Source organism: Modestobacter sp. URMC 112, from assembly GCF_053502575.1.
The window spans coordinates 2,326,807-2,345,971 of the sequence record NZ_CP199957.1; the positions used below are offsets into that span (position 1 = coordinate 2,326,807).

Consider the following 19,165-nt stretch of genomic DNA (forward strand, 5'->3'; position numbering starts at 1 on the left):
CCCCGGTCAGGGGCCGGCGACCAGGGCGCGCACCGCGTCGATGGTGTCCGCCTCGGCGGCGGTCTTGTCCGGCCGGTAGCGCAGCACCCGGGCGAACCGCAGCGCCACCCCGCCGGGGTAGCGGGTGCTGCGCTGGGCGCCGTCCAGGGCGACCTCCACGACGAGCTCCGGGCGCAGGGTCAGCCCCCAGTCGGCGGTCGCGGCCGCGTGGTCGGGGAACGTGCGGGTCTGCCAGTCCAGCAGCTGGTCGGTCATCCCCTTGAAGGTCTTGCCCACCATGACCGGCGCGCCGCCGTCGGGGTCACGGGCACCCAGGTGGATGTTGGACAGCGTCCCGGACCGGCGGCCGTACCCCCACTCCGCGCCGAGCACGACCAGGTCCAGGGTGTGCACCGGCTTGACCTTCTGCCACGCCCGGCCGCGGCGGCCGGCGGCGTACGGGGCGTCCAGCGCCTTGACCACGACGCCCTCGTGGCCGGCGGCCAGGGCGGCGTCCAGCACGTCCGCCGCCTGCCCGGGGTCCGGGCGGCGCACGCCGGGCATCCGCAGCGGCGCGTGCTCCTCGGCGGCCAGCAGGCCGGCCAGCGCGTCCAGCCGGTCGCGCAGCGGCTCGTCGAGCAGGTCGCGGCCGTCCAGGTGCAGCAGGTCGAAGAAGAACGGGCTGAGCAGCACGCCCGGGTCGGGGGCGTCGCTGCCGAACCGGCTCATCGTGTCCTGGAAGGCCCGCGGCCGGCCGTCGTCGTCCAGGGCGAGGGTCTCGCCGTCCAGGACGGCGGTGGTGCAGGGCAGCGCCCGGACGGCGTCGGCCAGCTCCGGCACGCCGTCGGTGACCTCGCGCAGCGTGCGGGTCCAGACCCGGACCTCGTCGCCGTCCCGGTGCACCTGGATGCGGGCGCCGTCGAGCTTGTGCTCCACGGTCACCTCGCCGCCGAGGTCGGCGAGCGCGGCGTCCAGGGAGGACCCGGGTGAGGCGAGCATCGGGCGGACCGGCCGGCCGACCTCCAGCCGCACCGCGGCCAGCGCCTCGACCCCGCCGCCCAGCGCGGTGGCGGCGGTGGCGGGAAGCCGGCCGGAGAGCATGAACGCCCGGCGGACGGCGGCGGCGGGCACCTCGGCCGCGGCCGCGACGGCGTCCAGCGCCACCCCCTCCAGCGCGCCCTGGCGCAGCTCGCCGGTCAGCAGCCGCACGAGGAACTGCTGCTCCTCGGCGGTGGCCGCCGCCAGCAGGTCGCCCACCAGCGTGTCGCGCCGGGCCGCCGACCCCGGGCCGCCGGTGGCGGCGAGGTCGGCCAGCGCCCGGTCGACGGCGGACACGGTCAGCCCCGGGGTCGCCGCGGGCGGTCCGGTGAGCCGGGACAGCGTGCGCCAGCCGGTCCCCAGCCGTCCCTGCCGCGCCTCCCCGGCCAGCCAGGCGGTGACCGGCTCGACCTCGTCCGGGTCGGCCCGGCGCAGCAGCCCGGCCAGCGCCGCGGCCTTGGCGGTCCGCGACCGGGTGGCCGCGACGGCGGCGGAGGCGGCGACGACGTCGGCGAGCAGCACGGCGCCCATGGTGGCAGCCGCGGGCGCGCCGCCGGGCGCATCGTCGTCCTCGCCGGCTGCCTGCTTGACTGGCGGCCGCGCGGCGGCCGGTCCCGGCGCCGGCGGCCCCTCGGGAGGACGGTCCATGCACCTCGGCGTCGACAGCTTCGTCTCGGCGGTGACCGACCCCGCCACGGGACGGGTCGTCGGGCCCGAGGAGCGGATGGCCCACCTGCTGGAGGAGATCGAGCTCGCCGACCGGGTGGGGCTGTACTCCTTCGGCATCGGCGAGCACCACCGTCCCGAGTACTACGACAGTGCGCCGCCGGTGATCCTGGCCGCGGCGGCGGCGCGGACCTCCCGGATCCGGCTGGGCAGTGCGGTGGCGGTGCTCAGTGCCGCGGACCCGGTCCGGGTGTTCCAGCAGTTCGCCACCCTGGACCTGATCTCCGGCGGGCGCATCGACCTGGTGGTCGGGCGCGGCTCGTTCACCGAGGCGTTCCCGCTGTTCGGGCTGAGCCTGTCCGACTACGACTCGCTGTTCACCGAGAAGCTGGACCTGCTGCTGCAGATCCGGGACTCCGAGCACGTCACCTGGTCGGGGCGGCACCGGCCGGCGCTGACCGGGCAGGGCGTCTACCCGCGTCCGCTGCAGGACCCGCTGCCCATCTGGGTCGGCGTCGGGGGCAGCCCGGAGTCCTTCGCCCGGGCCGGGCTGCTCGGGCTGCCGTTGATGGTGGCGATCATCGGCGGGCAGCCCCGCCAGTTCGCGCCGCTGGTCGACCTCTACCGCCGGGCCGGGGCCCAGGCCGGGCACCCGCCGGAGGCGCTGCGGGTGGGGCTGCACGTGTTCGGCTTCGTGGCCGAGAGCACCCGGGCCGCCGCGGACACCATCTACCCGGGCTGGCACGAGATGTTCACCAAGGTCTCCCGGGAGCGCGGGTTCGCCCCGCCGAGCCGCGCCCAGTTCGACGCCACCAGCGGGCCGGACGGGGCGTTCTTCATGGGTGACCCGGACACCGTGGCCGCCAAGATCGCCCGGGTGTCCGAGCAGCTGGGCGGGGTGGACCGGATCGCGCTGCAGATGACCAACCCGCGGCTGGCCCACGACGACCTGCTCCGCGGGATCGAGCTGCTGGGGACCGAGGTCGTCCCCCGGGTGGCCGGGGTCTGAGTCGCGCCGGCGGTCGTAGGGTGCCGGCATGCCGCCGCAGACGATGACGATCCGGTCCGCGCACGACGTGCCGGTGACCGCCTACCGGTGGGACCCGGCGGGCCCGCCGCGCGGCATCGTGCAGCTGACGCACGGCATGGGGGAGCACCTGCTGCGCTACGAGGCGCTGGCCGGGGACCTGACCGGAGCCGGCTTCGTCGTCGTCGGCCAGGACCACCGCGGGCACGGCGCCACGGCCGGCGAGGGCGGCTGGGGCGCGCTCGGGCCCGGCGGGTGGGACGAGCTGGTGCGCGACATCGGCCGGCTGTCCGAGGAGGTGCGGCGCGGGCTGCCGGACCTGCCGCTGGTGCTGCTCGGCCACAGCATGGGCTCGTTCGCCGCGCAGCAGCACGTCCTCGACCACTCCGACGAGCTGGCCGGGCTGGTGCTCACCGGGACCGCGGCGCTCGACCTGCTCGAGCCGGCCCTGGACCTCGACCAGCCGCTGGACCTGTCGGCGTTCAACGCGCCGTTCGAGCCGGCCCGCACCGACTACGACTGGCTGTCCCGCGACGAGGCCCAGGTCGACGCCTACGTGGCCGACCCGCGCTGCGGGTTCGGGCTGACCACCGAGGACGGCCGGCAGATGTTCGTGTCGGCGCGGCAGCTGGCCGACCCGGCCCGGGTCGGCCGGCTGCGGCCGGACCTGCCGGTCTACGTCGCGGTGGGCGACCAGGACCCGGTCAACGGGCAGCTGGCGCTGGTGCGCGGGCTGGTGCAGCGGCTGCGCGACGCCGGTCTGACCGACGTCACGCTCCGGGTGTACGAGGGCGCCCGGCACGAGGTGTTCAACGAGACCAACCGGGACGAGGTGGTCGCCGACCTGCTGCGCTGGCTGGACCGGGTGGTCCCGCCGGCCGGCTGAGCCCGCCGGTCAGGGGCGGGGCGCACCGGGCTCGGCGAGCGCCCCCAGTCCCAGCGTGCGGTCCAGGAAGCGGCTGCGGTAGACCGCGCTGAGCACGACGAACCACACCACCAGCGCGGGCACCACGGCCAGGAACACCGGCCCGGCCGCGTTGGTGAGACCGAAGTAGTCGCTGAACCACGGGACGTTCAGCCCGCCGCTGAACGCGACGACCAGGACGGCGACCAGCACGGCCGGGCGCTTGTCGCCGTCGGGCCGGGTCCAGGACGCGAGGAACCGGTTCGGCGGCTTGAGGAAGAGGATCAGCAGGAACGCGGCGTAGGACACGAAGGTCGACAGGCCGGTCTGCGCCCCGATGGTGGCCGCGGCCTCGGCGAAGCCCACGTCGTCGGAGGACAGCCCGGTGTAGCGCTCGAACTCCGCGGCGACGAAGTCCGGGAACCGCGGGTCGTCGAACGCGTCGATGAGGGCTGTGTAGAGCGTGGTGTAGACCGCGACCCCGCCGGCCGCCGTGACCACCGCGGCCGGGACGACGAAGCGCCCGACGTTCGCCAGCAGGTGCGGGTCCGGCGGGGTGGGGCGGGCCCAGGCGGTGAGGAACAGCGTGGGGACCCCGACGGTGAGCAGGGTCAGCCCGACCTGCGCGGGGGAGTAGGGGAACCCCAGGCCCAGCATGGTCACCGCCAGGATGACCAGCCCCTGGGTGCCGACCCGGGCCAGGAAGACCTGCATCGACGTGCCGATGCCGTTGATGATCCGCCGTCCCTCCCGCTGCGCCGGGGACAGCGCGGACAGCGAGTCCTCGGTGAGCACGATGTCGGCGACGTCCCGGGCGACGGAGCTGCCGCTGCGCATCGCCACGCCCACGTGCGCCCGCTTGAGCGCCCGGGCGTCGTTGACGCCGTCGCCGATCATCGCCACGTACCGGCCCTGCCGGCGCAGCGAGTCGACCAGCTGCTCCTTCTGCTCGGGGGCGATCCGGCCGAACACCGTGGTCCGGGCGACCACCCGGTCCAGCTCCGGCCCGGTGAGGCCGGCCAGGTCCGCGCCGGCCACCACGCCGCCGACGTCGAGCCCCGCCTGCCGGCCGAGCGCGGCGACCGTGCGGGGGTCGTCGCCGGAGACCACCTTGACCGCGATGCCGTCCGCCGCGAAGCCGGCGAGGGTGGCGGTGACGTCGGGGCGCAGCTCGTCGGCGAGGGAGACCAGCGCGAGCGGCTCCAGGGGCGGCAGCTGTGCCCGCCCGGCGGCGTCCCGCAGGGGCGCGCCGGGGTCGACGGCACGGGCCACGGCGAGGACGCGGAGCCCCCCGGCGGTCCGCTCGGTCACCAGCCCGGTCAGCGGGACACCGGTCAGCTGCCCGGCGAGCGCCTCCGGTGCGCCGAGCACGTACACGCCGTCGTCGGTGCGCAGCGCGCTCCACCGCAGCGCCGAGGAGAACGGGATCTCCTCGCGGACCTCCCAGGCGGCGCCGGGGAGCGCGGCGGCCAGCGCGGTGCTGGTCAGGTTGGGCGCGGCGACGCTGCGGGCCAGCGAGCCGACCAGCGCCTCCACCGCGGCGGCGTCCAGCGGGCCGACCGGCGCGACCTCGGCCACGGTCAGCCGCCCGGTGGTCAGCGTGCCGGTCTTGTCGGTGCAGACGACGTCGACGTTGCTCAGCGACTCCACGGCGTTGACCCGCTGCACCAGCGCCCCGCCCCGGGCGCTCTTCGCCGCCCCGACGGTGTAGGCCACCGCCACCAGGAAGAACAGGCCGTAGGGGACCAGGCCGGAGAGCACCGCCGTCGTCTGCACGACCCGGACCAGCGACAGGCCCTCGAGGGCCGCCTGCAGCAGGATCGTCGCGCTCATCAGCGCCACCAGCAGCATGACCAGCCGGACGACGAACTCGATGCGGCGCTGCAGCGGGGTGGTGTCGGTGCTGGCCTGCCGGGCCTCGGCGGTGAGCCGGTTGGCGTAGCTGGCCGGGCCGACGTCCCGGGCGAGCTGGGAGCCGCCGCCGCCGACGCAGAAGCTGCCGGACATCAGGTCGTCGCCGGGCCGCTTGACCAGCGGCTCGGACTCGCCGGTCAGCAGGGACTCGTCGACCTCGACCCGGCCGCCGTCGAGGACCGGCCCGTCCACGACGACCTGGTCACCGGGGCGCACCAGCAGCACGTCGCCGCGGACGACCTCCGCCGGGGGCAGCGCCACCTCGGCGCCGTCGCGGACGACGGTGACCACGCCGCGGGTGAGCAGCTGCAGCTGGTCCAGCTGGCGCTTGGCCCGGATCTCCTGCACCGCGCTGATCGCCGCGTTGACCAGCCCGAGCCCGACGCTGACGAACGCGTCGTTGTAGCGGCCCAGCGCCAGCAGCGCCGCTCCGATGACGAACAGGATGGTGTTGTAGAAGGAGAAGACGTTGGTGCGCAGGATCTGCGCGTAGCTGCGGGACGACCCGCCGTCGGCGACGTTCGCCTCGCCGCGCCGCCGGCGGGCCTCCGCCTCCGCCCGGGACAGCCCCTGCGGTCCGGCGCCGGGCGGAGCGGCCTGCTCCGCGCCCGTCTGCTGCACGTCCATCCCGCTGCCTTCCCTCGGCCGGCGTCCACGGCCTGCGTCCAGGCCGCCCGCGACCTGGCCGGGGTGGGCTCCCCGCCGGAGCACGAGCATGGCATGCGGCCGGGGACGCCCGCGGCAGCCGGGCGGGTGCTCAGGGCTTGACGGCGAGCACCGGGCGGTCGGCGTCGAGCAGGATCCGCTGGGCCGTGCTGCCCATCAGCAGCTTGCCGACCGGTGAGCGGCGGCGCAGGCCGAGGACGATCACCGAGGCGTCGACGGCGCCGGCCACCCGCACCACCTCGTCGGCGAGGTCCCCGGCGTGCGCGTCCTGCCGGACGTCGACGTCCACCCCGGCGGCGGTGGCGCGCTGCAGCAGCGCCGCGACGGTGCGCTCGTCGGCGACCGCCGTGCTCACCGGAGCGCCCTCGCGCGGGGTGTTGAGGAGGACCAGCCGCTCGGCGCGGCGGCCGGCCTCGTCCACGGCCGCCGCGAAGGCGGCCTCGCCCTCGGGGGTGGGGACGTAGGCGACGAGGACGGTCACACGTGCTCCTTGGGTGCGGTGGTGTCGGCGGGGTCGGCGTCTGCGCGCGACGTGCCCCGCCGGCGGCCCAGGGCTGCCCGGATGGCCGGGAAGAGGGCCACGAACAGGAAGACGGCGAGCAGCGTCCCGGAGATCGGCCGGACGAAGAACCCGGTGGGGTCGCCGTCGAAGATCAGCAGCGACCGGCGCAGCGAGTCCTCCAGCAGGGTGCCCAGGACGAAGGCCAGCACCAGTGGACCGGGGTCGAAGCCGAGCTTCTTCATCAGGTACCCGAGGGCCCCGAAGACGATGACGAGCACGATGTCGAAGACGCTGTTGTTCACCGTGTAGACGCCGATCAGCGTGATCAGCACGGTGATCGGCGCGAGGATCGCCGGCCGGATCCGCAGGATCTTCACGAACAGGCCGACCAGCGGGATGCTCATGATCAGCAACAGGATGTTGCCGATGTACATCGAGTTGACCACGCCCCAGAACAGCTCGGGGTCGTCCTGGACGAGCCGCGGTCCGACGTTGACGCCCTGGAGCAGCAGCGCACCCAGGATCACCGCCATCGTGCCGTTGGCCGGGATGCCCAGCGTCAGCAACGGGATGAACGACGACGTCGCGGCGGCGTTGTTCGCCGTCTCCGGCGCGGCGACGCCCTCCACCGCCCCCTGCCCGAACCGTTCCGGCGTCTTCGACCGCTTCTTCTCCAGCGCGTAGGCGGCCAGGGAGGACAGCGTGGCCCCGCCGCCGGGCAGGATCCCGAGGACGAAGCCGAGCACCGAGCCGCGGCCGATGGCGCCGGAGGACTGCCGGAGGTCCTGGCGGGAGGGCCACACGTTCGCCACCTTGGCGGGCGCCGGGACGGTCGTGTGCCGCTCCTCCAGGTTGTAGAGGATCTCGCCGAGGCCGAACAGGCCCATCGCGATGGGCACGAAGTCCAGCCCGTCGGCCAGGTTCAGGTTGCCGAAGGTGAACCGTTCCCCACCGGTGAAGGCGTCCCGTCCCACGGTGGCCAGCAGCAGCCCGAGGACGGCGGCGATCATCGCCTTGGCCTTGCTGCCGCTGCTGACCGTGCTGACGAGCAGGATGCCCAGCAGGGCGAGCGCGGTGTACTCCGGCGGTCCGAAGTCGAGGGCGAAGCCGGCCACCACGGGGGCGAGGAAGGTCAGCGCGACGATCGAGATCGTGCCGCCGACGAAGGAGCCGATGGCGGCGATGCCCAGTGCCGTGCCGGCCTTCCCCTGCCGGGCGAGGGCGTGGCCGTCGAAGACGGTGACCACCGACGACGCCTCGCCGGGGAGCTTCAACAGCACCGAGGTGATGGTCCCGCCGTACTGGGCTCCGTAGAAGATGCCGGCGAGCATGATGATCGCGGTCACCGGCTCGATCCCGAAGGTGATCGGCAGCAGGATCGCGATCGTGGCGGCCGGGCCGAGGCCGGGCAGGACGCCGACGAGCATGCCGACGACGACACCGATCAGGCAGTAGAGCAGGTTGGTCGGTTCCAGGACGACGGTGAACCCGTCGAGCACCGGGGCGAGGTCCACGGGACCCTCCTCAGAACAGGTGCGGGATGGGGACCGAGAGGGCCGCCACGAAGATGAGGTAGAACGCGACCACCACGGCGAGGCTGGTGATGATCGAGGAGCGCCAGCTCTCGCGGCCCAGGAACCGCAGCCAGACGAAGGCCAGCAGGGCGGCGGGGATCTCGAAGCCGATGACCGAGATGAGGGCGACGAAGACGACCATCGTCACCAGGCCGATCAGGACCAGCCAGCTGGGCCCGGCGAAGCGCTCGGCGTCGGCGGTCCGGCGGACGGCGGGCAGCAGCGCCAGCCCCAGCACGATCATGGCCAGACTGACGAGGATCGGCCACGTGCCCGAACCCGGCTGACGGGCGCTGCCGGCTCCGAGGGAGAGCGACCCGACGAGGGCCGCGGCACCCAGCGCCACGACGACGACCGCGACCACGACGTTCGTGACCGGTCCCGCCGGCGGCGGGCGGTGCTCCGCCTCGACCTCCAGCTGGTGCACCGCCTCCTCGAGGTCGTGCAGGCTCGAGGGCACCGGTTCTGCGACGGGGGTGGAGGCGGTCGCACCGGTGCGGTCGACCTCCCCCCGGGGGGCGGCCCCGGCGGCCGTGCGGCCGCCGGGGCTCCCGGGGGTGTGCACCCCGTCGTGCTCAGAGGTCACGAGGCGTCGCCCAGCTGGATGCCGTACTCCTCGATGACCGCGCGGTACTTGTCCAGGTTCTCGGTGTACGTCGCGGTGACCTCATCGCCGTCGACCTCCCAGGGGGTCAGCTGGTTGTCCTCGTTGAAGGCCTGGTAGGCCTCGGTCGCGAAGGCGGCGGTGAAGGCGTCGTCCAGCGTCTGGACGACGTCCTCGGGCGTGCCCTGCGGCGCCACGATGGCCCGGGCCTGCTGCACCGGCACGTCGTACCCGGCCTCGACGGCGGTCGGGACGTCGGCCAGGTACGACGGTCGCTCCTCGGCGAACGTCACGATCGCGGTCAGCTCGCCGGCCTCGATCTGCTCGATGGCCTCGCCGAGCTGGATCGATCCGACGTCCACCTGGCCACCGAGCACGGCGGTGAGGGTGGGCGAGCCGCCGTCGAAGGGGACCGAGGTCGCCTCGATGTCCGCCTGGGCGAACAGCAGCTCCTGGGAGAGCTGGCTGCCGGTGCCCACGCCGGTCGTGCCGAAGGTGATCGGGCGACCGGCGCCGGCCAGGTCCTCGACGGTCGTGAAGCCCGAGCTGGGCGCGGTCACGAGCACGTAGTCGTCCAGCGACAGGCCCGTGACGACCTCGTAGTCCTCGATGCTCACGGCCTCGTCCTCGGCCACGGCGAAGGGGGTGATGTAGGCGAGGCTGCCGTTGAAGACGGCCAGGGTCTGACCGTCGGCGTCCTCGTTGGCGAGTTCCTGGAGGGAGAGCGCGCCGTTGGCGCCGGGCTTGTTCTCCACGGTCACGGCCACCCCGAGCTCCTCGGCGACGCCCTCGGCGGCGGCCCGCGCGATCAGGTCGGTGCTGCCACCCGGGTCGGCGCCGACGAGGATCGTGATCGGACCGTCGGGGAACTCGGCACCGTCGCCGGAGGCCGACCCGCCCCCGACGTTGCCGCCGCAGGCGGCGAGCGAGAGGGCCAGAGCAAGTCCGGCGCCGGTCGTCGCCCAGCGGCGCGCACGGTGGTTGGTGGTCATGTGGGTCTCCTCTTCGAACTGCCGGCGGTCCGGCGGGTGGAGCTGTGAGTGGCGTCACGGACACCGGGACGATGGGGAGCCTAGGAACGCGATGTCATGCCTGTCCAAGACTGATGCGGCATTGATTGATACCGTCACGGCATGGCGTTCACCCTGGAGCAGCTGCGCGGTTTCATCGCGGTCGCCGACGAGCTGCACTTCGGCCGTGCCGCGGCCCGGCTGAAGATGACCCAGCCGCCGCTGAGCCGGCAGATCCAGAAGCTCGAGCGCGTCGTCGGTGCGCAGCTGCTGGAGCGGGACAACCGGCGGGTCACCCTGACGGCCGCGGGGGAGGTGTTCCTCGTCGAGGCCCGCCGGCTGCTGTCGCTGGCCGACTCGGCACCGGAGCTGGCCCGGCGGGTGTCCTCGGGCTCCAGCGGTGTGGTGCGGATCGGCTTCACCGCGGCCTCGACCTACGGCGTGCTCGGCCGGCTGCTCAACGAGCTGGCCCGCGCGTTGCCCGACGTCGACGTGGACCTGGCCGAGATGGTCACCCGCGAGCAGGTCGCCGGGCTGCTCAACGAAGAGGTCGACCTCGGGCTCGCCCGGCCGCCCTTCGACGAGGAGGCGTTCGGCTCCGCGCTGCTGCACCGCGAGCCGCTGCTCGTGGCCGCCCCGGCCGGTCACCGGCTGCTGGAGCTGGGCCGCGCCGTCGAGGCCGCGGACCTCGCCGCGGAACCGGTGGTCATGCACTCGCCCACCAAGGCGCGGTACTTCTACGACCTCGTCGCCGGGATCGTGCCGATCGCCTCGGAGAACACCGTCCACACCGTCAGCCAGGTGCTGACCATGCTGTGGCTGGTGGCGGCCGGCCGGGGTGTGGCGTTCGTGCCCGCGTCCGCGGCCCGGCTGTCGATCGACGGGGTCGGCTTCGTCCGGCTGCAGACCCCGGTGCCCGAGCCGGTGGAGCTGCACCTGCTGTGGGCGCGCCAGTCGAAGAACCCGGCGCTGTGGCGGGCGCTGGCCGTCCTGCGGCGGCTGGCGCCGGAGGGCTGATGCCCTGCGGGTATCGCGCGATGCGAAACCGCTCTTGGACATGCATCGTCAGTCGTTCCTACGGTGATGCCGACCACCGCCCCGGACGCTCGGCGAGCGCGGCGCGGACCCGTCGGACCCAAGGACTCGAACCGTGACGCTGCTGCCCCCGGACGCCCTCGCCCACCGGTTGGAGTCCGGCCTGCTCTCCTTCCCGGTGACCCACTTCGACGCCGACCTCCAGGTCGACGAGGCCCGGTACCGCGAGCACCTGGCGTGGCAGTCGAGCTTCGACGTCGCCGGGCTCTTCGCTGCCGGCGGCACCGGTGAGGGCTTCTCGCTCACCTCGGCGGAGATCGACCGCGTCGTCCGGATGGCCGTGGAGGAGGCCGGCAGCCGGGTCCCGGTGCTGGCCCCGGCCACCGGCAGCACCGCGCAGGCGGTGGCCCAGGCGCAGGCCGCCCAGGAGGCCGGCGCGTCCGGGCTGCTGCTCTTCCCGCCCTACCTGACCGAGGCCAGCCAGGCCGGCCTGGTCGAGCACATCGGGGCCGTCTGCCGGGCCACCGACCTGGGCGTCATCGTCTACAGCCGGGCCAACGCCGTGCTCACCGACACCACGGTCGCCGAGGTGGCCGACCGCAACCCGAACCTGATCGGGCTCAAGGACGGCGTGGGCGACATCGAGCAGATGACCCGCACCTACGCCAAGGTCGGCGACCGGCTGATCTACGTCGGCGGGCTGCCCACGGCCGAGACCTTCGCGCTGCCGCTGCTCCAGCTGGGGGTGAGCACCTACTCCTCGGCGCTGTACAACTTCCTGCCCGAGTTCGCGCTGCGCTTCTACGCCGCCGTGCGCGCCCAGGACCGGACCGCCGTCTACGGGATGCTCAACGACTTCGTCATCCCCTACCTCGACGTCCGGGACCGCGCCAAGGGCTACGCGGTGTCCATCGTCAAGGCCGGGCTGACCGCCGTCGGCCGGGACGGCGGCCGGGTCCGCCCGCCGCTGACCGACCTCACCGAGGCCGAGCTGGCCGAGCTGACCGCGCTGGTCGGCAAGGTCTCGTGACCGGCTCCCGGCCCGGCTCCGGGACGACCAGCGACGGCGGGCGCGTCGTCGGCGTGCGGGTCACCCCGGTGGCCTTCCACGACCCGCCGCTGCTCAACGCCGTCGGCGTGCACGAGCCGTTCGCCCTCCGCTCCGTCGTGGAGGTGGTCACCGATGCCGGCACCTACGGACTGGGCGAGTCCTACGGCGACCTGCCGCACCTGCAGCGGCTGCACCGCGCTGCGGCCGAGCTGGTCGGTGCCGACGTCTTCGACCTGCCGGGTCTGCGCCGGCGGGTGCTCCGGTCCCTCGCGGCGGACGACGGCAGCGGCGGGCACGGCATGAGCGGCATGGTCACCGGCTCGGCCACCGCCGACCGGGTGCTGTCGCCGTTCGAGGTGGCCGCCCTGGACCTGCAGGGCAAGCTGGTCGGCCGCCCGGTCAGCGACCTGCTCGGCGGCGCGGTCCGCGCCGAGGTGCCCTTCAGCGCCTACCTCTTCTACAAGTGGGCCGGCCACCCCGGCGCCGAGGACGACGAGTGGGGCGCCGCCCTGGACCCCGACGCCCTGGTGGCGCAGGCCCGCCGGATGGTCGACGGGTACGGGTTCACCGCGATCAAGCTGAAGGGCGGGGTGCTCCCGCCGGACGAGGAGGTCGCGGCGATCACGGCGCTGCGCGCGGAGTTCCCGGACCACCCGCTGCGGCTGGACCCCAACGCCGCCTGGACCGTCGGGACCTCGATCGGCGTCGGCCAGGCCCTGGACGGGGTGCTGGAGTACCTGGAGGACCCCACCCCGACGATCGAGGGCATGGCGGCGGTGGCCCGGGAGGTGCCGATGCCGCTGGCGACCAACATGTGCGTCGTGGCGTTCGAGCACCTGCCGCCCGCCGTGCGGCAGGACGCCGTGCAGGTGGTGCTCTCCGACCACCACTTCTGGGGCGGCCTCCGTCGGTCCCAGTCGCTGGCCGCGGTCTGCGAGACCTTCGGCATGGGGCTGTCCATGCACTCCAACTCCCACCTCGGGATCAGCCTCGCCGCGATGACCCACCTGGCCGCGGCCACCCCCAACCTGGACTACGCCTGCGACACCCACTGGCCCTGGAAGGACCCGGCCGAGGACGTCGTCGTCCCCGGTGCCCTCGAGTTCCGCGGAGGCGCGGTCGCGGTGCCGACGGCCCCCGGCCTCGGGATCGAGCTCGACCGGGACGCGCTCGGCCGGCTGCACGAGCAGTACCTGGCCTGCGGGCTGCGGGAGCGCGACGACACCGGCTACATGCAGCGGACCGACCCCAGCTACGTCGCGCGGAGCCCACGGTGGTGAGCGCTGGAGAGGACGACATGACCGGCGCGATGCCGACCGTGGCCACCGTCGAGGTGGTGCCCGTCGCCGGGCACGACAGCATGCTGCTCAACCTCAGCGGCGCGCACGGGCCCTTCTTCACCCGCAACATCGCCATCGTCACCGACTCCGAGGGGCGCACCGGTCTCGGCGAGGTGCCCGGGGGCGAGGCGATCCGCCGCACGATCTCCGACGCCGGCGCGCTGCTGACCGGGCAGCCCGTCGCGCACTTCGGCCGGCTGCTGCGCACGGTGGCCGAGGCGTTCGCCGACCGGGACGCCGGCGGCCGCGGGCTGCAGACGTTCGACCTGCGGACGACGATCCACGCGGTCACCGCGCTGGAGTCCGCGCTGCTGGACCTGCTCGGCCAGCACCTGGGGGTGCCGGTCGCGGAGCTGCTCGGCGAGGGCCAGCAGCGGGACTCGGTGCCGATGCTGGGCTACCTGTTCTACGTCGGCGACCGGACGACCACCGACCTGCCCTACCGAGCCGAGCCCGACCCGGCCGACGACTGGGAGCGGCTGCGCCGCGAGCCGGCCCTGACCCCCGAGGCGGTGGTCGCGCTGGCCGAGGCGGCACAGGCCCGGTACGGGTTCAGCGACTTCAAGCTCAAGGGCGGCGTGCTGCCCGGCGAGCAGGAGGTGGCGGCCGTGCGCGCGCTGGCCCGCCGGTTCCCCGACGCCCGGATCACCCTGGACCCCAACGGCGGGTGGCTGCTCCGCGAGGCCGTCGAGCTGTGCCGCGACCTGCACGGCGTGCTGGCCTACGCGGAGGACCCGGTCGGGCCCGAGGGCGGCTACTCCGGGCGGGAGACGATGGCGGAGTTCCGCCGGGCCACCGGCCTGCGCACGGCGACCAACATGATCGCCACCGACTGGCGGCAGATGGCGCACGCGATCCGGTCCGACGCCGTGGACATCCCGCTGGCCGACCCGCACTTCTGGACGATGCGCGGCTCGGTGCGGGTGGCGCAGCTGTGCGCGGACTTCGGGTTGACCTGGGGATCGCACTCCAACAACCACTTCGACATCTCCCTGGCGATGTTCACCCAGGTCGGAGCGGCTGCGCCGGGCGCGATCACCGCCCTGGACACGCACTGGATCTGGCAGGACGGGCAGCCGCTCACCCGGTCCCCGCTGCAGATCCGGGACGGCGCCATCGCGGTGCCGACCGCGCCGGGCCTGGGCGTCGAGCTGGACCGCGCGGCCCTGGAGGCGGCGCACCAGCTCTACCTGGAGCACGGGCTGGGCGCCCGCGACGACGCCGTGGCCATGCAGTACCTGGTGCCGGGGTGGCGGTTCGACCCCAAGCGCCCCTGTCTCGTCCGCTGACGGCCCGACCACCTCTGGAGACGCTGTGACCGCCACCCAGTACGCCCGCACGACCGCCCCGGCGGTGCTCGACCGGATCGAGTCGGTGACGCTGTCCTCGGTCACCCTGCCGCTGCCGAACCCGATCAGCGACGCCAAGGTCTTCACCGGGCGGCAGCGGCCGATGGCCGAGGTCGCGTTCCTGTTCGCCGAGATCCGCACCGAGGGCGGGCACGAGGGCCTCGGGTTCAGCTACTCCAAGCGGGCCGGTGGGCCGGCGCAGTTCGCGCACGCCCGGGAGGTCGCCCCCGACCTGATCGGGGAGGACCCCAGCGACATCGCCCGGCTGTGGACCAAGCTGGTCTGGGCCGGGGCGTCGGTGGGCCGCAGCGGCGCCGCCACCCAGGCGATCGCGGCCATGGACGTGGCCCTCTGGGACCTCAAGGCCAAGCGCGCGGGGCTGCCGCTGGCCAAGCTGCTGGGCGCCCACCGGGACTCGGTGCGCTGCTACAACACCTCCGGCGGGTTCCTGCACGAGTCCGTCGAGCAGGTGAAGGACAACGCCACCCGGACCCTGGAGTCCGGCGTCGGCGGCATCAAGATCAAGGTCGGTCTGCCGGACTCGGCCGAGGACCTGCGCCGGGTCCGGGCCGTCCGCGAGCACCTGGGCGACGGGGTGCCCTTCATGGTGGACGCCAACCAGCAGTGGGACCGGCCCACCGCCATGCGGGTGAGCCGCCGGCTGGAGGAGTTCGACCTGGTCTGGATCGAGGAGCCGCTGGACGCCTACGACGCCGAGGGGCACGCCCAGCTGGCCCGGTCCCTGGACACCGCGGTGGCCACCGGCGAGATGCTGACCAGCGTCGCCGAGCACGCCGAGCTCATCCGGCACGGCTCGGTCGACGTCCTCCAGCCCGACGCCCCCCGCATCGGCGGGATCACCCAGTTCCTCAAGCTGGCGACCCTGGCCGACGCCGCGAACCTGCAGCTGGCGCCGCACTTCGCGATGGAGATCCACGTCCACCTGGCGGCGGCCTACCCGCACGAGCCGTGGGTCGAGCACTTCGACTGGCTGTACCCGCTGTTCAACGAGCGGCTGGAGACCCGCGACGGGCGGATGCACCTCTCCGACCGCCCCGGCCTCGGCGTCACCCTCACCGACCAGGCGCGGGCCTGGACGGTCGACCGCGCCGTCGTCGCCGCGCCGTACTGAGCCCGGCCGCCCACGCACCCCGACCGACAGCCCGCACCCCAGGAGGACCCCCATGGACACCCCCACCGACGGCGGAGTCGTCAGCGTCGACCCGCGCACCGGAGAGCCCGTCGAGGTCGTCGCCCAGCAGACCAGCTCGGCGGAGGTGGACCGGCTGTGCGCCGCCGCGCTCGCCGCCGCCCCCGCGCTCGACGCCCTGGGCCGCGCCGGCCGCGCCGCACTGCTCCGCGGGCTGGCCGACGCCCTCGAGGCCCGCCGCGAGGACGTCGTCGCCGTCGCCGACCGGGAGACCGCCCTGGGCCCGACCCGGCTGAACGGCGAGCTCACCCGCACCTGCTACCAGCTGCGCCTGTTCGCCGAGGTGCTCGAGGAGGGCAGCTACCTCGAGGCGGCCATCGACCACGCCGGCGACACCCCGATGGGCCCGCGACCGGACCTGCGCCGGATGCTCGTGCCGATCGGCCCGGTCGCCGTCTTCGGGGCCAGCAACTTCCCGCTGGCCTTCTCCGTCCCCGGCGGCGACACCGCCTCGGCACTGGCCGCCGGGTGCCCGGTGGTCGTCAAGGCGCACGGGTCGCACCCGGCCACCTCCCAGCTCTGCGCCGGGATCATGGTCGAGGCCGCGCGAGCCGCCGGCGCACCGGACGGCACGCTCGCGGTCGTGCACGGCCTGCAGGCCGGCGCCGACCTGGTCGCCCACCCCGCCGTCCGGGCGGTCGGCTTCACCGGGTCGGTCAACGGCGGGAAGGCACTGGTCGAGATCATCGAGCGGCGTCCGGACCCGATCCCCTTCTTCGGGGAGCTGAGCAGCCTCAACCCCGTCGTGGTGACCCCGCAGGCCGCCCGCGAGCGCGCCGCCCGGCTCGGCCGCGAGCTCGTCGGCTCCTTCACGCTCGGGGCCGGCCAGTTCTGCACCAAGCCCGGACTGGCCTTCGTCCCCGAGGGCGCCGACGGGGACGCCGTCCTCACCGCGATGGCCGACGCCGTCCGGGAGACCCCCGCCCCCACCCTGCTCAACGAGGGCATCGCGGCCTCCTACGGCCGGATCTCCTCCTCGCTGGCGGAGCTGCCCGGGGTCTCGACGGTCGCGTCCGGCGGTGAACCGCAGGGTCCGGGGTTCCAGGCCGCGCCGCTGCTGCTGACCACGTCGGCAGCGGACCTCCCGCACGAGGTGACCGAGGAGTGCTTCGGCCCGGTCGCCGTCGTCGCCCGGTACGACGGCGAGAAGGCGCTGTTCTCCGCGCTGGAGGCCATGCCGTCGTCCCTGACCGCCACGGTGCTGCGCGGGGAGGGCGAGACCGACCTGCCGCTCGCGGTGTCCCAGGAGCTGCGGACCCGCGCCGGGCGGCTGGTCTACGACGCCTACCCGACCGGTGTCGCGGTCTCCTGGGCCCAGCACCACGGCGGCCCGTGGCCCTCGACCAACTCCCAGCACACCTCGGTCGGCACCACCGCGATCCGGCGGTTCCTGCGGCCGGTCACCTGGCAGGGCGCCCCGCCGGAGGTCCTGCCGGAGGAGCTGACCGAGGACTTCACCGGCATCCCCCGGCGCATCGACGGCGCGCTCCAGCTGCCCGGTGGCTGAGCGGGTCGCCCTGGTCGGCTCGGAGCGCGGGCTCCGGGTCGACCCCGACCTGCCGCTCGCCGCGCGCGCCCTGCGGGACGCCGGGCACGCGGTCGACCTGGTCCGGTGGGACGACCCGGCCGTCGACTGGGCGGCCCCGGACCTGGCCGTCGTGCGGTCCTGCTGGGACTACTCCCGGCGGCGTCCGGAGTTCCTCGCCTGGGCGGCGTCGGTGCCACGGCTGCGCAACGCCGTGGAGCTGCTCCGGTGGAACACCGACAAGGCCTACGTCCGCGACCTGGGCCGGGCCGGTCTGCCGGTGTTGCCGACGGTCTGGGACCCGGCCGCCGCCAGCGAGCTGCCCGCCGCCGAGGAGTGGGTGGTGAAGCCGTCGGTCTCGGCCGGCTCCCGGGACACCGCGCGGTGGCCGGAGCCGGCCGCGGTCCTCGCGCACGTGGCCGAGCTGACCGCTGCCGGCCGCACCGCGATGGTGCAGCCCTACCTGGCCGGCGTGGACACCGCCGGTGAGACGGCGGTGCTCTTCCTCGGCGGGCGGTTCTCGCACGCCGTGCGCAAGGGGCCGCTGCTCCGGCGCGGGGAGGGCGTCCGGCAGGACCGCGACAGCCGCGGCGACCTGACCCCGGTGGTCCCCACGTCGGCCCAGCTGGACCTGGCCGGCGCGGTCCTGGACGCGATCGGGGACCTGGTGCCCGGCGTCGCCGCCCCGCTGTACGCCCGGGTCGACCTGGTCCAGGACGACGCCGGCCGGCCGGTGCTGCTGGAGCTGGAGCTGACCGAGCCCAGCCTCTTCCTGCCGCAGGCCCCGGCGGCGGCCGCGTCACTGGTCCGCGCGGTGGAGGCGGAACTCGCGGCGTGAGCGGCGTGCTGGGCGGCTTCGCCGCCCTGGCGGTGGTGATCGCCGTCGGCTGGCTCGTCGGGCGCATCGGCCTCCTCGGCCCCGGGGCGGCCGGGATGCTGTCCCGGCTGTCGTTCTTCGTGGCCACCCCGGCACTGCTCTTCCTCACCCTCGGGGCGGCCGACGCCGCCACCGTCGTGTCCCTGGCCCTGGTCGGGACGGCGGGCAGCGCCGCGCTGGTCGCGCTGCTGTACGCCGGGCTGGCGTGGTGGCGCTGGCGGCTGCCGGCCGCGGAGCTCACCACCGGTGCCCTGGCCTCGTCCTACGTCAACGCCGGCAACCTCGGCGTCCCGGTGTCGGTGTACGTGCTGGGGGACGCCTCGTACGTGGCGCCGGTGCTGCTGTTCCAGGTGCTCGTCATGGCCCCCGTCGGGCTCGCCGTGCTGGCCGGTTCCCGGACGGCCGCGGCGGCCACCTCCCGGTGGCGGACGGCGACCCGGCCGCTGCGGACGCCGGTGGTGGTCGGCTGCGCGCTGGGCCTGCTGCTGGCCGCCGGCGGGTGGGACCTGCCGGCCCTGGTCCTGGAGCCGGTGCAGCTCATCGCGGCCCTGGCGGTGCCGGCCGCGCTGCTGTCCTACGGGATGAGCCTGCACGGCGCACCGCGCCCGGCGGCGGGGCCGCTGGCCGGGCAGGTCTGGCTGGCGGTGCTGCTGAAGACCGCCGTCCAGCCCGCGGCCGCCTACGCCCTCGGTCGCTGGGGAGCCGGTCTCGACGGGGTCGCGCTGCTCGCGGTGACGGTCACCTCGGCGCTGCCGACGGCGCAGAACGTCTTCGTGTACGCGTCGGCCTACGACCGGGGCACGCTGCTGGCCCGGGACGTGGTGCTGCTCAGCACGGTGCTGTCCGTGCCGGTCCTCGTCGGCATCGCGCTGGTCCTGGGCTGAGGGCGGCCGG

16 protein-coding genes are annotated in these 19,165 nt (G+C 74.7%); 10 read left to right on the plus strand and 6 right to left on the minus strand.

Translation table 11 applies throughout. From position 1 onward, the window contains the following. Window positions 1–6: 6 nt before the first annotated feature. A complete protein-coding gene (locus ACWIX6_RS10900) occupies window positions 7–1,665 on the minus strand; it encodes an ATP-dependent DNA ligase (protein ID WP_448616873.1) in 1,659 nt (552 codons plus the stop codon). Between ACWIX6_RS10900 and ACWIX6_RS10905 the strand changes: the two genes are divergently transcribed. Further along, window positions 1,664–2,692, plus strand: coding sequence for an LLM class flavin-dependent oxidoreductase (locus ACWIX6_RS10905; protein WP_448616874.1), 1,029 nt, complete (start codon window positions 1,664–1,666; stop codon window positions 2,690–2,692). The two genes, ACWIX6_RS10900 and ACWIX6_RS10905, sit on opposite strands and share 2 nt — an antisense overlap. 28 nt (window positions 2,693–2,720) lie before the next feature. After that, window positions 2,721–3,596: an alpha/beta fold hydrolase gene (locus tag ACWIX6_RS10910; RefSeq protein ID WP_448616875.1), complete on the plus strand. Its 876-nt coding sequence runs from the start codon at window positions 2,721–2,723 to the stop codon at window positions 3,594–3,596. 9 nt (window positions 3,597–3,605) lie between these two features. Here the strand turns inward: ACWIX6_RS10910 and ACWIX6_RS10915 are convergent, their stop codons facing one another. The 5 genes from ACWIX6_RS10915 to ACWIX6_RS10935 all read right to left on the minus strand — a co-directional run bounded on the left by ACWIX6_RS10915 (window position 3,606) and on the right by ACWIX6_RS10935 (window position 9,866). Further along, the gene (locus ACWIX6_RS10915; RefSeq protein ID WP_448616876.1) at window positions 3,606–6,155 is read right to left on the minus strand and encodes an HAD-IC family P-type ATPase; all 2,550 of its coding nucleotides are present in this window, start codon (window positions 6,153–6,155) and stop codon (window positions 3,606–3,608) included. Window positions 6,156–6,285: 130 nt separating this feature from the next. Further along, window positions 6,286–6,675, minus strand: a complete 390-nt coding sequence (locus tag ACWIX6_RS10920) for a universal stress protein (RefSeq protein ID WP_448616877.1) — start codon at window positions 6,673–6,675, stop codon at window positions 6,286–6,288. Then, window positions 6,672–8,210, minus strand: a complete 1,539-nt coding sequence (locus ACWIX6_RS10925) for a tripartite tricarboxylate transporter permease (protein ID WP_448616878.1) — start codon at window positions 8,208–8,210, stop codon at window positions 6,672–6,674. The genes ACWIX6_RS10920 and ACWIX6_RS10925 overlap by 4 nt, the downstream gene beginning before the upstream one ends. A 10-nt stretch (window positions 8,211–8,220) precedes the next feature. After that, window positions 8,221–8,856 (minus strand): tripartite tricarboxylate transporter TctB family protein, encoded by a 636-nt coding sequence (locus ACWIX6_RS10930; protein WP_448616879.1) that lies wholly within the window; start codon window positions 8,854–8,856, stop codon window positions 8,221–8,223. After that, on the minus strand, window positions 8,853–9,866 hold the full coding sequence (locus ACWIX6_RS10935) for a tripartite tricarboxylate transporter substrate binding protein (RefSeq protein WP_448616880.1): 1,014 nt from the start codon (window positions 9,864–9,866) through the stop codon (window positions 8,853–8,855). The genes ACWIX6_RS10930 and ACWIX6_RS10935 overlap by 4 nt, the downstream gene beginning before the upstream one ends. Window positions 9,867–10,007: 141 nt before the next feature. Between ACWIX6_RS10935 and ACWIX6_RS10940 the strand changes: the two genes are divergently transcribed. The 8 genes from ACWIX6_RS10940 to ACWIX6_RS10975 all read left to right on the plus strand — a co-directional run bounded on the left by ACWIX6_RS10940 (window position 10,008) and on the right by ACWIX6_RS10975 (window position 19,155). Next, complete coding sequence (locus ACWIX6_RS10940) at window positions 10,008–10,901, plus strand: LysR substrate-binding domain-containing protein (RefSeq protein WP_448616881.1); 894 nt, start codon at window positions 10,008–10,010, stop codon at window positions 10,899–10,901. Window positions 10,902–11,034: 133 nt separating this feature from the next. Next, the gene (kdgD, locus tag ACWIX6_RS10945) at window positions 11,035–11,949 is read left to right on the plus strand and encodes a 5-dehydro-4-deoxyglucarate dehydratase (protein ID WP_448616882.1); all 915 of its coding nucleotides are present in this window, start codon (window positions 11,035–11,037) and stop codon (window positions 11,947–11,949) included. Next, entirely contained in the window at window positions 11,946–13,250 is a 1,305-nt protein-coding gene (locus tag ACWIX6_RS10950) for a glucarate dehydratase family protein (protein WP_448616883.1), read from the plus strand. Before kdgD ends, ACWIX6_RS10950 begins: the two co-directional genes overlap by 4 nt. Then, on the plus strand, window positions 13,247–14,599 hold the full coding sequence (locus tag ACWIX6_RS10955; RefSeq protein WP_448616884.1) for an enolase C-terminal domain-like protein: 1,353 nt from the start codon (window positions 13,247–13,249) through the stop codon (window positions 14,597–14,599). The genes ACWIX6_RS10950 and ACWIX6_RS10955 overlap by 4 nt, the downstream gene beginning before the upstream one ends. Before the next feature lie 25 nt (window positions 14,600–14,624). Beyond that, the gene (locus ACWIX6_RS10960) at window positions 14,625–15,791 is read left to right on the plus strand and encodes an L-talarate/galactarate dehydratase (RefSeq protein ID WP_448616885.1); all 1,167 of its coding nucleotides are present in this window, start codon (window positions 14,625–14,627) and stop codon (window positions 15,789–15,791) included. 52 nt (window positions 15,792–15,843) lie between these two features. Beyond that, a complete protein-coding gene (locus ACWIX6_RS10965; RefSeq protein ID WP_448616886.1) occupies window positions 15,844–17,376 on the plus strand; it encodes an aldehyde dehydrogenase (NADP(+)) in 1,533 nt (510 codons plus the stop codon). Beyond that, a complete protein-coding gene (locus ACWIX6_RS10970) occupies window positions 17,369–18,232 on the plus strand; it encodes an ATP-grasp domain-containing protein (RefSeq protein ID WP_448616887.1) in 864 nt (287 codons plus the stop codon). The genes ACWIX6_RS10965 and ACWIX6_RS10970 overlap by 8 nt, the downstream gene beginning before the upstream one ends. Next, window positions 18,229–19,155, plus strand: coding sequence for an AEC family transporter (locus ACWIX6_RS10975; protein ID WP_448616888.1), 927 nt, complete (start codon window positions 18,229–18,231; stop codon window positions 19,153–19,155). The genes ACWIX6_RS10970 and ACWIX6_RS10975 overlap by 4 nt, the downstream gene beginning before the upstream one ends. The last annotated feature ends 10 nt before the right edge of the window (window positions 19,156–19,165 follow it).